Genomic DNA, 14,573 nt, shown 5'->3' on the forward strand with positions numbered 1-14,573 from the left:
AACAGAAAGGCCGCGCAAGCGGCCTTTTTTATGGCTAACGCCGGTCGATGGAGATAGCGCCCGGCCCGGCCACCGCCAGCAGCAGGAATCCGCCAGCGATGCTGATGTTCTTGAAGAAGTTAATCATGTTCGGCATTACCGCATCGCCACTCATATCCCAGTAGTGGTGCCCAATCAACGCCGTTCCCAGCGTATAAAAGACAAACAGGACCGCCAGCGGGCGAGTAAAAAAGCCGAGCACGATGAGAATGGCGGCGGGCACTTCCATGATCACCGCCACAATGGCCGCCAGCATCGGCATCGGGGCGCCCAGCTTCACCATATACTGCACCGTGCCGTCAAAACCGAACATTTTAGGCACGCCGAAAATAATGAACAGAAGGATAAGGGCGAGACGGGCAATCAACAGGATCAGCGCCCGGGACTGACCAAAATCGAAATACCGTAGTGTGTTCATGGCAGGCTCGTTTGGGGTGGGATTTATCTTAAAGCTAATACACAAATTGCCGCCCCGCCATTCCGCTTTTCGCCATAAATCAGCCATCAGGATGATTTAAATTCCCCCCCCTTTCAGCATGTTCTCCGCTAGCCTTCCGCCAGCGCGTCCTCCACGAACAGAAAGCCAATGCCGATAATCTGCTGCTGCCGGGTTAAGCCGCCAAAGGCGATTTCCGTTTGCCGGTTACGCACCGCATCGCCGTGATCGAAGGGGGTAAATCCAATCTGGCGATTGATGGTCTGCAGCCAGCGTTCGCCAAAGGCGCAGCTGCGGCCATAGAACCAGATTTGGTTGATATTAAGGATATTGAGCAGGTTGTAGAGCGTCAGTCCGATAGCGTTGGCGGCCTCGTCAGCCCAGCGCTGAATTGGAGCATTCCCCTGACGCCAGGCCTCAATCAGCTGCAGACTGGTGAGGCTGTCCGGATCAAGCCCGAGGGTGCCGGGCTGGGATTTCAGCCATAAACGCGCCTGTTTTTTAAGGGCTGAGAGGGAGGCGACCGTCTCCAGACAGCCGTAGCGTCCGCAGGCGCAGGCTACGCCGTCGCGATCGAAAATGGTGTGGCCAATTTGCCCGCTGCCGTTAAGCGTCCCGCGATAGACCTGGCCATTAATCACAAACGAGGATCCGATACCGTAATCGACGTTAATCACGCAAAAATCGTCGCGGTTGGCCGGGTTTTGCCACTTCTCTGCCAGCGCCAGCATCACACAGTCGTTATCCACCTTCACCGTGATGCCCAGTTTTTCTTCCAGCAGATACTTAATCTCAACCGGTTTTTTCCACGGCGCCTGGGGCATCATCTGCGATACCCCGGTGGCGGTATCGACCTGGCCGTGGATCCCCAGCGCCAGAGTAATGCGCTGCCCCGGCCACTGTTTGCGCTGCTGCTGCCACAGGTTCTCAATGGCCTGTAACAACGCTTCGGGCGTCTGTGCGTTCACGTCAGTCCAGCGAAACTCGCCTAACGGCGACATACGGGCGTCGATAAGCTGGCTCTCAATGCTGGTGGGGCTGACATTCATGCAGAGTATTAATGGCCCCGCATCCGGGATCTGATAATGGCCGCTGTTCATTCCCCGGGTGCTGAGGTTTTCACTGGAATGCCCAAGCTTTTTGTCCGCCACCAGCTCATCCAGGATCTTGCTTACCGCGGGAATAGAGAGCCCGGTGTGCTGGGCCAGCTGGGATTTGCTCAGGCGCTTGTAGCGCCAGACCAGGGACATGATCGTGCGGCGGTTATGCTGTCGTACCCTGTGATTGTTCAGACCGGATAGCTGCATTCACTAAACTCCGTTAATTATATTGCGTGAGCATTACGCAATCAGCGCGCTGAATTCCTCTCTACACTGCCATCTTATCGCGTTTTACTGTTATTTGTTTACTGGAGAGTGAATATGTCTGGAGCAGTGAAGGTCTGGCGGGAGACCGTGGCATTACCGACGTGGACCACCGGCGCAGAAGATACCAACCCGATGTTCCTGGAAAAGCGCGTCTATCAGGGCTCCTCTGGCGCGGTCTATCCCTACGGCGTGACCGATACCCTGACCGGCGTTCGCGAAACCCGTAATTACCAGGCCGTCTGGATGGAAAACGACTTCATCCGCATTATGCTGCTGCCGGAGCTGGGGGGACGTATTCATCGCGCGTATGACAAAGTCCAGCAGCGTGATTTCGTCTACTACAACGAAGTGGTGAAACCGGCGCTGGTGGGGCTGCTGGGGCCGTGGATCTCCGGTGGGATCGAGTTTAACTGGCCGCAGCACCATCGCCCAACCACCTTTATGCCTGTCGACGTCACCATTCAGGAGCAGGATAACGGGGCGCAAACCGTCTGGCTGGGCGAGGCCGAGCCGATGCGCGGCCTGCAGGTGATGACTGGGTTTACCCTTTACCCGGACCGGGCGTTGATTGAGATCGCCGGCAAAGTCTTCAACGGCAATGCCACGCCGCGCCACTTCCTGTGGTGGGCAAATCCGGCGGTGAAGGGTGGGGACGATCACCAGAGCGTCTTCCCGCCGGACGTCACGGCGGTATTTGACCATGGCAAGCGCGCCGTCTCCGCCTTCCCGATCGCCACCGGCACCTACTATAAAGTCGATTATTCCGCGGGCGTGGATATCTCCCGCTACAAAAACGTGCCGGTGCCAACCTCCTACATGGCGGAAAAATCGGACTACGATTTCGTCGGGGCATACCATCACGGCGAGCGCGGCGGCTTGCTGCACGTGGCCGACCACCATGTGTCGCCGGGGAAAAAGCAGTGGACCTGGGGTCATGACGATTTTGGCCGTGCCTGGGATCGCAATCTGACCGATGAAAACGGCCCCTATATCGAGCTGATGACCGGGGTGTTTACCGATAACCAGCCCGATTTCACCTGGCTTGCACCCTACGAAGAGAAGATCTTCGTGCAGAACTTCCTGCCCTATAGCGAACTGGGACAGGTGCATAACGCCAACACGCAGCTGGCGCTTAAGCTGGAACGGCGTGAGCAGCAGCTTCACCTCGGCCTCTACGCCATCGCACCGCTGCATGATGTGCGGCTCGAGCTGACCGCCGACGAAAAACCGGTCTGGGAGACGCACCTGACCCTGATGCCGGGCGAAAGCTGGCAGCAGGCGCTGCCGGATACCTGGCCGCAGCGCTTAACGCTGAGGGTGAAAGAGGCCTCGGGCCGCACGCTGCTCCACTACCAGGAGCATATCCCGCAGGAGACGCCGCTGCCGGATCCGGCCACCGCGCCCGCCATGCCGGAAGAGATCAGCAACAGCGATGAACTCTATTTTATCGGGCAGCATCTGGAGCAGTACAACCATGCCAGCCGCTATGCGGAAGATTACTATCGCCGGGCGCTGGCGCTGGATGCTAACGACTATCGCAATAACGTGGCGCTGGGCACGCTGGCGCTCAACCGTGCCGACTGGGCGCTGGCGCAACGCTGCGCCGAAGCCGCGCTGGTTCGCGCCCATCGTCTGAATAAAAACCCCCGCGACGGCGAAGCCAGCCAGCTGCTGGCGACGGCCCTGGAGCGGCAGGGGCAGGACGACGCCGCATGGGATCACTACTACAAAGCCTCGTGGAGCGGAAACTGCCGTGATGCGGCTTTCTTATCCCTGGCGCGGCTGGCGATGAAGCGCGGCAACGCGGCTGATGCGCTGGAAAAAGTTGATATCAGCCTTAGCACCAACGCCAGCAACAACCTGGCGATGGGGCTGAAAGCCCTCGCGCTGGCAGAGGTGCAGGGCGAAGGCGCAGCGCTGGACTACATTCAGCGCTGCCTGCAAACCCATCCTCTGAGCTACGCCCTGCACTATGCCCGCTGGGCAATCAGCCGGGATGATGCTGCCTGTGACCAGCTGTTGCAGGTGACTGGTCGTCGAGGGGCCAATGCCTGCCTGCTGGCGGGCTGGTTAATCTCGATGGGCATGCGCGACGCCGCCCGCGAGATGCTGGATCTGCTCGACAGCCAGGAGACGTTGCCCCAGCTGTGGCGGGCCGCCTTAAGCGACGATCCTGCTACCCGTGCCCGCTATATTGCCGCGGCGCGGCGCTGCGAGGCCAACCGGGTACGTTTCCCGAATGCGCTTGATGAAGTGCAGATGCTGCAAACCCTGCACGACGACCCATATGCCTGCTATCTGCTGGGCTGCTTCTGGTACAGCAAACGCCGCTATGACGATGCGGTGAAATGCTGGCAGACCACGCTGGCGCAGGAGCCGGAGTTTGCCCCTGCCCACCGCCTGCTGGGGATCTACGCCTGGAATAAACAGCACAACCTGGCGCTGGCGGCGCAGTGTCTGCAGCGCGCCGTGGCCCTGGAGCCGGACAATCCGCGTTTCCTGTTTGAGCTTGATTATCTCAATAAGCTCACCGGGCAGCCGGTGGCGAAACGCCTCGCCATGCTCACCGAGCGGGAGCGCGTGGCGCTGAAGCGCGATGACCTCACCGCAGAACTCCTGAGTCTGTGGAACGGTTCCGGGCGCTACGATGCTGCGGCGCAGGTACTTCAGGAGCGGCAGTTCCATCCGTGGGAAGGGGGGGAAGGCAAAGTGACCGGGCAGTATCTGCTGAACCAGCAGCATCGTGCCCTGCAGCACATAAGCCGCGGGGAATTCCAGGAGGCGATGGCTCTGCTGCAGGCGGCATTGCACTATCCGCACAATCTGGGGGAGGGGCGTCTGCCGGGGCAAACCGATAACGATATCTGGTATCTGCTGGGGTTCTGCCATGCGCAAAGTGGCGTACATGCCGACGCGCAACGCTGTTTTGCCCGGGCGGCACAGGGCGGCTCCACTCTCGATGCCGGACGCTACTACAACGATCAGCCAGCGGACTATCTGTTCTGGCAGGGAATGGCGCTGCGCCAGTTGGGCGATCCCGCCGCGGCGGAGCGCCACTTCCAGGGATTCCTGGCGTGGGTGCAGGCCCATCGCGACGACCTGCCCGAAGCGGATTTCTTTGCAGTTTCGCTCCCGGATCTGGTGGTACTGGATACGCCAGCGGGTCATCAGCACCAGCAGCATTGCCTGTTCATTGAGGCGCTGGGCTATGCAGGGCTGGGCGAGCTCGCGGCCTGCAAACGCCTGTTGGGGAACTTACTGGCGCTGAACCCGGCCCATGACAAAGCGCATCTGTTTCAGCATGCGCAGGCCACGGGCATTTTCCATTAACTGACCTCGCAGGTGGGGAAACCCACCTGTTAACCCTCTGTACCCTGCGTTTCCCTTAAAGAGGAATCAACATGAATAATAGCGCGCAGACACAACTGAAAATGGGCTACGTCTGGACTATCTGTCTGGTCGCCGCCTGCGGCGGACTCCTGTTTGGCTACGACTGGGTGGTGATTGGCGGGGCCAAGCCCTTCTATGAAGCCTGGTTCTCCATTACCGACCCGGCACAGTCCGGCTGGGCGATGAGTTCCGCCCTGGTGGGCTGTATCTTCGGGGCGCTGATCTCCGGCTGGTGTGCCGATAAATTTGGCCGCAAGCGTCCGCTTATCCTCTCGGCGGTGCTGTTCAGCGCCTCGGCGTGGGGCACGGCGGTGGCGGGCAGTTTTGATATGTTTGTGGTCTGGCGCATCGTCGGCGGCCTCGGTATCGGCCTGGCCTCCGCCCTGAGTCCGCTCTACATCGCGGAGGTCAGCCCGGCGGAAAAGCGCGGTCGCTTCGTAGCCATTAACCAGCTGACCATCGTGGTGGGCGTGCTGGCCGCACAGCTGATTAACCTGATGATTGCCGAGCCGGTAGCGGCAGGCGCCACTCAGGAGGCCATCATTCAGACCTGGAACGGGCAGACCGGCTGGCGCTGGATGTTTGGCGCTGAGCTGGTTCCCGCCCTGGCGTTTCTGGTGTTGATGTTCTTTGTCCCGGAATCGCCGCGCTGGTTGATGAAGGCGGGCAAGCCAGAGCGTGCGCGCGCCATGCTGGAGCGTATTGGCACCCCGGCGTACGCCAGTCAGACCTTAAAAGAGATCGCCCACACCCTGGAGAAAGACACCCAGAAGGTGGCGTTCTCCACGCTCCTGCAACCGCAGGTCAAACCGATTGTCATCATCGGCATCGTGCTGGCGATGTTCCAGCAGTGGTGCGGGATCAATGTGATCTTCAACTATGCCCAGGAGATCTTCGCCTCCGCCGGGTTTGATATCAACGACACCCTGAAATCGATCGTGGCGACCGGCATCATTAATCTGGTCTTTACCCTCGCCGCGCTGCCGCTGGTGGATAAGATTGGCCGCCGCAAGCTGATGCTGCTCGGCGCCTCAGGCTTGACCATTATCTACGTGCTGATTGCCAGCGCCTACGCTATGAACATCATGGGCTGGCCGGTGCTGCTGCTGGTGCTGGCGGCGATTGCCATCTACGCCGTGACGCTGGCGCCGGTCACCTGGGTGCTGCTGTCGGAGATCTTCCCCAACCGCGTGCGCGGCCTGGCGATGTCCGTGGGCACGCTGGCGCTGTGGATCGCCTGCTTCCTGTTAACCTACACCTTCCCGCTGCTCAATGCCGGTCTGGGTGCGGCGGGGAGCTTCCTGCTCTACGGGGTGATCTGCGCGGCGGGCTATCTCTACATTCTGCGTAAAGTGCCGGAGACCAAAGGCGTGACGCTGGAGGCGCTGGAGGCACAGCTGGAAAAACAGCACGGCAAGGTTGCCTCCGCAAATCATGCTGAGCGCGTGCACTAATGGAAACGCTGTTGATTGAAAACGCGCATCTCCGGATGCGCGTCAACCCGCAGGGCGGCGGGTTACAGGAACTCTTTTCCCTGACCTGCGGGCAGCCGGTGTTATGGGACGGCGGCGACAGCGCGCTGTTTCCGATGGTGCCGCTGGCAAACCGGGTGGCGGGGAATCGCTTCTGGTTTCAGGGGCGGGAGGTGGTGTTGCCGCAAAGTCCGGTTGATGAGCGCTTCTTCCTGCACGGTGATGGCTGGCAGTCGCGCTGGCAGATAGCTTCGCATTCCGACACGGCGTGCGTCCTCACCTTGCGCAGCCAGCATCAGTGCGGTTTTGATTATCAGGCCGGGCTGCGCTACCAGCTGCGCGGGAACGTTCTGCGGGCGGAGCTGACGCTCACCCATCTTGGTCAGGCGCCGATGCTGTACGGCCTGGGCTTTCACCCGTGGTTCTGTTTTGATGCGCAAAGCCGCCTGCGCTTCTCCGCCAGCGGCTACTGGCCGGAAGGTGCACACCATTTACCGCAAGCCTGGCAGAGCAATATCCCGGCGGATGTCGATTTCAGCACGTCACGCCATGGCGGCGATCGCTGGCTGAACGTCGGCTATTCCGGCTGGAACGGCGTGGCGACCCTGGATCATGATGTGATGAATATCACAATTACAGCGCAAACTCCGTGGTTGATGCTGTTCAGAATGTCGGGTCAATCGTTCTTATGCCTTGAGCCCCAGAGCCATCCGGTCAATGCCCACCATATGGCCGGGCAGCCTGGCCTGGTGGCGTTAGCCCAGGGAGAGAGCAGTCGTTTTGCGATGGAAATCGCCGTCGAAAAGGCTCGCCGAAACTGTTAAACCGCTGTTAATACTCCCTTGCGCCAGCCCGTTTTTGCCGCCAGACTATCGCCTCCAAAACGGGAGGGATTCATGGTTTTGCATTCCACACGCTGGCTGGCGCTCAGCTACTTCACCTACTTTTTTAGCTACGGTATTTTTCTGCCTTTCTGGAGCGTCTGGCTCAAGGGAATTGGCCTTACGCCGGAGATGATTGGCCTTCTGCTGGGCTCGGGCCTGGTGGCACGTTTTCTCGGTAGCCTGCTTATTGCGCCGCGCGTCAGCGATCCCTCCCTGTTAATCAAAGCCGTACGCGTGCTGGCGCTGCTCACCCTGGTGTTTATGGCCGGTTTCTGGGTCAGCCAGCAGTTTGCCTGGCTGATGGTGGTGATGGTGGGCTTTAACCTCTTCTTCTCGCCGCTGGTTCCGCTGACCGACGCGCTCGCCAATACCTGGCAAAAGCAGATCACTATGGACTATGGCCGGGTGCGGCTGTGGGGCTCGATTGCCTTTGTGATTGGCTCGGCGCTGGTGGGCAAACTGGTGAGCCTTTACGACTATCGCGCGATTCTGGCGCTGCTAAGCGTGGGGATCCTGTCGATGCTGCTCGGTATGCTGTTGCGTCCTTCGGTGATGCCGCAGGGGGAGAGCCGTCAGCAGGAGAGCGCAGGCTGGCCCGCCTGGCGATCGCTTGTCGCCCAGAGCTGGCGTTTTCTGGCCTGCGTCTGTCTGCTGCAGGGGGCGCATGCCGCCTACTATGGCTTCAGCGCTATCTACTGGCAGGGAGCCGGGTATTCAGCCTCCGCTGTCGGCTATCTCTGGTCGCTGGGCGTGGTAGCGGAAGTGATTATCTTTGCTCTCAGCAACAGGCTGTTTCGCCGCTTCAGCGCCCGGGACCTGCTGCTGTTATCGGCCCTCTGCGGGATTGTACGCTGGGGTCTGATGGGCTGGACCACGGAGCTGCCGTGGCTGATTGTGGCGCAGATCCTGCACTGCGGCACCTTTACGGTGTGCCACCTGGCGGCGATGCGCTATATCGCGGCGCGCGAAGGCAGCGACGTGATCCGCCTGCAGGCGGTCTACTCCGCCGTGGCGATGGGGGGCAGTATTGCCATCATGACCGTGTTTGCCGGTTTCCTTTACCAGCATCTGGGTCACGGGGTCTTCTGGGTGATGGCGCTGGTGGCGCTGCCCGCGGTTCTGCTGCGTCCGCGCGTGGCAGTGCGCTAAGTTTCCAGCATGGCGCGAATATGTTCCTGCTGCTGCGCATTCAACGCCTCGACGGCATGGATAAGCGGCGGCGAGAACAGCGGCAGGGCGGTGGTGTAAGGTGTGACCACCAGGGCCGCTTCGCGCGGGGCACCCTCCTTCTGAAAAGACTGTAGCGTCACATAGCGAATGTTCAGCGGCAGCAGGGTCAGTTCCCGGAGCTGCTGTTCAATCAGCTCCTCGCACGCTTTATCCTCACCGGTCAGCAACACCACCTGCTTTTCATGCAGATCGGTCTCCTGCATCAGCCAGGCGCCAAAGATCACCGCCACCAGGCTCGCCTCCTCCTCGGAGAACCGCAGGCCGAATTCGGACTCCAGCTCAAACAGCACCTCCCGGGTGGTACGCATCAGGCGCGGATAGAGGCGGTGGATCTCCTCCGGCAGGCTGTTGTCGATGCCAATGCCAAACAGCGAGCGGTCCAGCGCCTGGGCAAGGTGGATATAGAGCTGAGCGGTCAGTCCCTGCTCGTCACTGAAATGCATCCCCGTTTGTTCCCGGAAGCGGTCGATCATCCGGGTAATGGCGTGGCGCAGGCGTTCATCTTCCTGGTGCGCATCGCGCAGCGGATCGGGGGTACGCAACATCATAAACAGCAGAGCCAGAAACAGCTGTTCATCCGCGTGGGGTACCTGCACCACGCGACGCTGCCAGTGGCGTACAATCTCCTGCGCCATCAGATATTCGTTACGCGACTGGGTCCAGTTACGCTGAACCACTGTAAACTGCGGCGTCTGGCCCAGATGGTGCTGGAGCAGGCAGTATTGCAGGTAGAGCTGTAAAAACTGCGCGTCACGGCATTCAAACTGCCGTTGCAGTCGGCGGGAACAGAAATTGACCAGCGCCTGCAGGTTAGTGTCGTCATATAACGTGCGGGCGATGCCGAGCTGCTTTAGCGCGATCTTCAGAGATGGGGTAAACTGCTGCGCGATGAAGTGGGGGCAGAGGCGTAACGCCCGGCGCAACCAGTGCAGCAGGCATAAGCGTTGATTAAGGTGGCTACCTTCCAGCAGGTAGCAGCCATCATGCTGTGTCGCAATGTCGAGCTGGTGATAGCGCTGGATCTCCATGCGCATCTCGTCGATATCCTGCCGGCAGAGGGCATCATCGACACCATTGATTTCCCCGATGCTTTGCAGAGTGGCGCGAAAGCCTGGCACATAGAGCATCAACAGAACCTGGCAGCGGCGCTGCGAACTGGAAAGTGCAGATGGCATTTCGAGAGTCGTCATCATCTGTCGGGTTCCAGTGAGTGTGTTTGATAAGAATAGCTAAAGGATGTACGCCATAGCACGGGATGCCGGGCTTTCCTTCAGGAATGCGGGTGAACATCACAGAATTTTTGACGTGAGGATGAGATGCAAATAGTTAAACGCAGCGCAACTGCGCTTTTTTTGGCGGTTTTGTCTTTTTCCGCCGTCGCGCACCCTCACAGCTTTATCACCCTGAAAACGCAAATCATGGTGAAGGATGAGCAGGTCACCGGCCTGAAAATGCGCTGGGTAATGGACGAGCTAACATCCGCCGATCTGCTTTATGATGCCGGGAACGCAAAGCCCGGGGATGAAATCTGGAAAAAGCTGGCGGCGGAGGTCATGGCCAACGTGCTCGGCCAGCACTACTTTACCGAGTTCTGGCATAACGGGGAGAAGGTGAAATTTCTTAACCGCCCCACTCAGTACGGTATGAGCCGCATTGATCACCAGGCGGTGCTGACATTTATCCTGCCGCTGGCGGAGCCCCAGCCGCTGGCCGGACAAAAGTACACCTTCTCGACCTTCGATCCCTCTTATTACGTCGACATGAGCTATGCAGAGGATAGTGACGTGACGCTGCCTGACGGCCTGAAAAGTCAATGCGCCCTCACTATCGATACCCCGGAGCCCAGCGATGAGACGCTCAACTTTGCCAGCTCGCTGGATAAAGATGATGCCCCGCCGGAAGATATGAATCTCGGCAAACAGTTTGCCCAGACGGTGACCTTACAATGTCAGTAATGCGCGCGCGACGTGGGTGGGATCTCTGGCCGCTGGCGCTGTTCCTCGTTGTGGCGGCGGCGGGAGCCGTGTGGTTATGGCAGGCGTGGCCGCAGGTGATGCGCCAGAGCATTCTCTGGCAGCGGGAGGTCAACCAGCAGATGAGCGGTTTGTTGAAAGCGGTGGCCGATAACCCGACGGCAGCAGGCGGGTCACTGCTGATCTTCAGCTTCCTCTATGGCGTGCTGCACGCGCTGGGGCCGGGACATGGCAAAATTGTTATCACCACCTGGCTTGCGACCCACCCCTCAAAACTGAAATCGAGCATCGGCTTAACCCTGGCCTCCTCTTTATTACAGGGGGGCGTGGCGATCGCCCTGGTGGTGGGGGTATTAATGCTGCTGCGGCTCCCGGCGCGGGATCTGCACATGAGTAGCTTCTGGCTGGAGAAGGGCAGCTACGCCCTGGTGGGCGTGCTGGGGATTATGCTCTGCTGGCGGGCGCTGAAAAAACTGCGCGCCTTGCTGCGCAAACCGACCTTCAAAGCCTTTACCCCGCATCACGTCCACGACGCAAACTGCGGCTGCGGCCATCAACATCTGCCCACGCCGGGGCAGATGCAGGGCGCGGACGACTGGCGGACGCGGCTGATGATTATTCTGTCGATGGGGATGCGGCCCTGTTCCGGGGCCATTATGGTGCTGCTGTTCAGTAAGGTAATCGGCGTATTCAGCTGGGGTGTGGCCTCGGCGCTGGCGATGGCGGCGGGAACGGGGTTAACCATCTCTTCGCTGGCACTGCTGGTGCACGGCTTTCGCCATCTGGCGGTCAGGCTCAGCGGCAATAAAACGCCGGTGCTGTGGCGACAGGTCGGATGGACGACGCTGGCATTAGCGGGCGGTGTGGTGTTGCTGGCGGCGGCGGTCATCATGTGGCTGAGCGCGGTGCCGGTGGGCAGGGGGCTGAGGCCGTTTTAGTCGTCCCGGCCGGGCAAAAATCCCAAAATGGCGGGACATGATTGTCGCTTCGACAGGGATGTTTTAGTTTGCAGCTTTGCTTTGGGGTCATGACAAGGAGTCACGATGACCGATCATAATACTACTGTTTCAACACGCAATCTCTGGTTAGCCGCCGGGTCCGGCCTGCTGTCGGCCTGAAGATCTCCCCCGCATCTATTCCACCCTCTATTTTCTTATCGGTATGGGGCAAACCAGCATCGACACGCTTCCGCTCGCCATGTACGGCAAGCTGCTGGTGGCCGGTTTTGTGCTGGCTTTTCTGCATCCCGGCTACAGCAAAATACCTCTCGTCGCCTGGATGCTGCATAACCAGCCTTCGGCCAGGCAATTCTTTGACTGGATAGTGCGCAGCTGGATCCTGCAGGGCGGTTTTTTTGTCATTGTTTTCTGGCGCATCGGATTTACGCAGAATCTCTCCCACGAGGTATTGCTGCGCTTTGTCGCAGCGTTCAACTACGTCTGCTATTTCGCCACGCTGGTACTGGGTGTGTTGCTGGTTCGCGATGCCTTGTGCTGGCGGAAAAGCGCTGAAGGTCCCCGGAGCAATATTCGGCTGCCGCTCATTTTCGCGCTGAGCTTCTATATGCCTTCACAAATCGTGTGGCTAGTGCTGGGGGCGCGGGAGCATGATTTGATCCTGACAGGATGGCTGCTATTCGTCCCCACCATGATTGGCGTGCTGTTAGCCAGACTGGCGACGGGCGGTATCGCCTGTCTGCTGCATCAGTGGCTGGGGGAGGCGCGGTGTCAAAAAGGGTGGCGGTATTTTGCGCTGTTTAACGGCATGGCGGTGCTGGCGATGGTCACCAATACCTTCATTCGTATACTGCTGTCACTGCTGCAGTAATCGTTAATTGTCTGGGGCGGGCAGGGCAGGAAAAGAGGCGGGTGAAAGATCTTCACCCGCCTGCTGAGATTAACGCTTCAGCGCTTCGCTCAGTTCGTCACGCATGTTCGCCAGCATGGCTTTTACCACGCGTGGGTTACCCGCAACGATGTTGCCAGACAGCATGTAGTTGTGGCCACCGGTGAAATCACACACCAGCGCACCCGCTTCACGCGCGATCAGTTCGCCAGCGGCGAAGTCCCACGGCTTGAGGCCAATCTCGAAGTAACCATCAACGCGGCCAGCGGCAACATAAGCCAGGTCCAGCGCAGCGGAGCCGGTACGGCGGAAGTCGGCGCACTCGGTGAACAGTTTGCCCAGAATTTTCATGTACGCAGGGGCGTGCTGTTTGGCTTTGAACGGGAAGCCGGTCGCCAGGATGGTGCCGTCGAGGTCGCGAGCGTTAGTGCCGCGCAGACGGTAGCCGTTCAGCTGTGCGCCCTGACCGCGGGTGGCGGTGAAGAGTTCGTTACGCATTGGATCGTAAACCACGGCCACTTCGGTACGGCCTTTGATGCGTACAGCGATAGAAACAGCGAAGTGTGGGAGACGTTTAACGAAGTTGGTGGTGCCATCCAGTGGATCAATAACCCATTGAACATCCTGATCTTCGCCCTCATGCTCACCGCTTTCTTCGGTGATGATGGTGTGCTGCGGGTAAGATTTGCGAATGGTGTCGATAATTACAGCTTCTGCCGCTTTATCAACGTTGGTCACAAAGTCATTGCTGCCTTTCTGGCTGGTTTCTACGGAATCGGGTGTTTCGTAGTGTTTGGCAATTACATTACCCGCCTTGCGCGCTGCGCGCACGGCGATGGTCAACATAGGATGTTGCATCGGTTACTCTCACTGGATGTTAAAGAACGGGGAAACGAAAACGGCGCAGAGTATAGCAGCGGGATCGGAATATGTCTTCCGTTTATGATAACATCATCGAATATTCTCCATACTCAGAAAAATTATGCTGCAAAATATCCGAATCGTGCTGGTCGAAACATCGCATACCGGCAACATGGGCTCCGTAGCCCGCGCTATGAAAACCATGGGCTTAACCAATCTCTGGCTGGTTAACCCGCTGGTCAAACCCGACTCCCAGGCCATTGCCCTCGCGGCAGGGGCCAGCGACGTGATTGGCAATGCCCAGATCGTCGATACCCTGGATGAAGCCTTAGCGGGTTGTAGCCTTGTGGTGGGTACCAGCGCGCGTTCCCGCACCCTGCCGTGGCCGATGCTCGACCCGCGTGAATGCGGGCTGAAAAGCATCAGCGAAGGCCAGCATGCGCCGGTGGCGCTGGTGTTTGGCCGTGAGCGCGTGGGGCTGACCAACGATGAGCTGCAGAAGTGTCACTATCACGTCGCCATTGCCGCCAACCCGGAGTACAGCTCGCTGAACCTGGCCATGGCCGTGCAGGTCATCGCCTATGAGGTGCGTATGGCCTGGCTGGCAACCCAGGAAAAAGATGTTCCCGCCGCGCAGGAAGAGACGCCTTATCCGCTGGTGGACGATCTGGAGCGGTTCTACGGCCATCTGGAGCAGACCCTGCTCGCCACCGGCTTTATCCGCGCCGGTCATCCGGGTCAGGTGATGAATCGTCTGCGCCGCCTCTTTACTCGCGCCCGTCCGGAGAGCCAGGAGCTGAACATCCTGCGCGGTATTCTGGCGTCGATTGAGCAGAAGAATAAAGAGTAGTGCGGTGTGGCGCCGGGTGGCGCTGCGCTTACCCGGCCTACGAAAACCGTACGCCCGTGCAAGCGAAGCGCCGCCGGGCAAAAACTGATGAGCGCACAGAAGGTTAAATACCTGACTAAATCAGTCAAGTAAATAGTTGACCATTTTAGTCAGGAATGTCAGACTTGGCCCTGCTATGCAATACCCCCACTTTACAATAAAAAACCCCGGGCAGGGGCGAGTTTGA

The 14,573-nt window shown here is 59.3% G+C and carries 12 protein-coding genes; 8 read left to right on the forward strand and 4 right to left on the reverse strand.

What is annotated here, in order from left to right; translation table 11 throughout:
• Positions 1-34: 34 nt before the first annotated feature.
• Positions 35-457 (reverse strand): DoxX family protein, encoded by a 423-nt coding sequence (locus ACT3IC_RS15270; RefSeq protein ID WP_103180736.1) that lies wholly within the window; start codon positions 455-457, stop codon positions 35-37.
• Between the two features lie 128 nt (positions 458-585).
• The gene (locus ACT3IC_RS15275) at positions 586-1,782 is read right to left on the reverse strand and encodes an ROK family protein (protein ID WP_473478038.1); all 1,197 of its coding nucleotides are present in this window, start codon (positions 1,780-1,782) and stop codon (positions 586-588) included.
• 114 nt (positions 1,783-1,896) lie between these two features.
• On the opposite strand from ACT3IC_RS15275, the gene ACT3IC_RS15280 reads away from it, so the two are divergent.
• The 4 genes from ACT3IC_RS15280 to ACT3IC_RS15295 all read left to right on the forward strand — a co-directional run bounded on the left by ACT3IC_RS15280 (position 1,897) and on the right by ACT3IC_RS15295 (position 8,737).
• Positions 1,897-5,172, forward strand: coding sequence for a DUF5107 domain-containing protein (locus ACT3IC_RS15280; RefSeq protein WP_159340028.1), 3,276 nt, complete (start codon positions 1,897-1,899; stop codon positions 5,170-5,172).
• Between the two features lie 71 nt (positions 5,173-5,243).
• Positions 5,244-6,686, forward strand: a complete 1,443-nt coding sequence (locus ACT3IC_RS15285; protein WP_103180733.1) for a sugar porter family MFS transporter — start codon at positions 5,244-5,246, stop codon at positions 6,684-6,686.
• On the forward strand, positions 6,686-7,528 hold the full coding sequence (locus tag ACT3IC_RS15290; RefSeq protein ID WP_473478041.1) for an aldose 1-epimerase: 843 nt from the start codon (positions 6,686-6,688) through the stop codon (positions 7,526-7,528). Before ACT3IC_RS15285 ends, ACT3IC_RS15290 begins: the two co-directional genes overlap by 1 nt.
• A gap of 72 nt (positions 7,529-7,600) precedes the next feature.
• Complete coding sequence (locus ACT3IC_RS15295; RefSeq protein ID WP_103180731.1) at positions 7,601-8,737, forward strand: 3-phenylpropionate MFS transporter; 1,137 nt, start codon at positions 7,601-7,603, stop codon at positions 8,735-8,737.
• On the opposite strand, the gene csiE is transcribed toward ACT3IC_RS15295, so the two are convergent.
• Positions 8,734-10,011 (reverse strand): stationary phase inducible protein CsiE, encoded by a 1,278-nt coding sequence (csiE, locus tag ACT3IC_RS15300; protein WP_103180730.1) that lies wholly within the window; start codon positions 10,009-10,011, stop codon positions 8,734-8,736. The genes ACT3IC_RS15295 and csiE overlap by 4 nt on opposite strands.
• 123 nt (positions 10,012-10,134) lie before the next feature.
• Here csiE and ACT3IC_RS15305 point away from each other — a divergent pair, with 123 nt between their 5' ends.
• The 3 genes from ACT3IC_RS15305 to ACT3IC_RS15315 all read left to right on the forward strand — a co-directional run bounded on the left by ACT3IC_RS15305 (position 10,135) and on the right by ACT3IC_RS15315 (position 12,618).
• Positions 10,135-10,773 (forward strand): DUF1007 family protein, encoded by a 639-nt coding sequence (locus tag ACT3IC_RS15305; protein WP_103180729.1) that lies wholly within the window; start codon positions 10,135-10,137, stop codon positions 10,771-10,773.
• Positions 10,764-11,729: a nickel/cobalt transporter gene (locus tag ACT3IC_RS15310; RefSeq protein ID WP_103180728.1), complete on the forward strand. Its 966-nt coding sequence runs from the start codon at positions 10,764-10,766 to the stop codon at positions 11,727-11,729. The genes ACT3IC_RS15305 and ACT3IC_RS15310 overlap by 10 nt, the downstream gene beginning before the upstream one ends.
• A 223-nt stretch (positions 11,730-11,952) precedes the next feature.
• Positions 11,953-12,618, forward strand: a complete 666-nt coding sequence (locus ACT3IC_RS15315; RefSeq protein ID WP_473478045.1) for a hypothetical protein — start codon at positions 11,953-11,955, stop codon at positions 12,616-12,618.
• 69 nt (positions 12,619-12,687) lie between these two features.
• Here ACT3IC_RS15315 and suhB read toward each other — a convergent pair whose 3' ends face one another.
• Positions 12,688-13,494, reverse strand: a complete 807-nt coding sequence (gene suhB / locus ACT3IC_RS15320; RefSeq protein ID WP_103180726.1) for an inositol-1-monophosphatase — start codon at positions 13,492-13,494, stop codon at positions 12,688-12,690.
• 124 nt (positions 13,495-13,618) lie between these two features.
• On the opposite strand from suhB, the gene trmJ reads away from it, so the two are divergent.
• Positions 13,619-14,347, forward strand: a complete 729-nt coding sequence (gene trmJ / locus ACT3IC_RS15325; RefSeq protein WP_103180724.1) for a tRNA (cytosine(32)/uridine(32)-2'-O)-methyltransferase TrmJ — start codon at positions 13,619-13,621, stop codon at positions 14,345-14,347.
• Positions 14,348-14,573: the final 226 nt, after the last annotated feature.

The organism is Leclercia sp. GHBNCSD, from assembly GCF_055805075.1.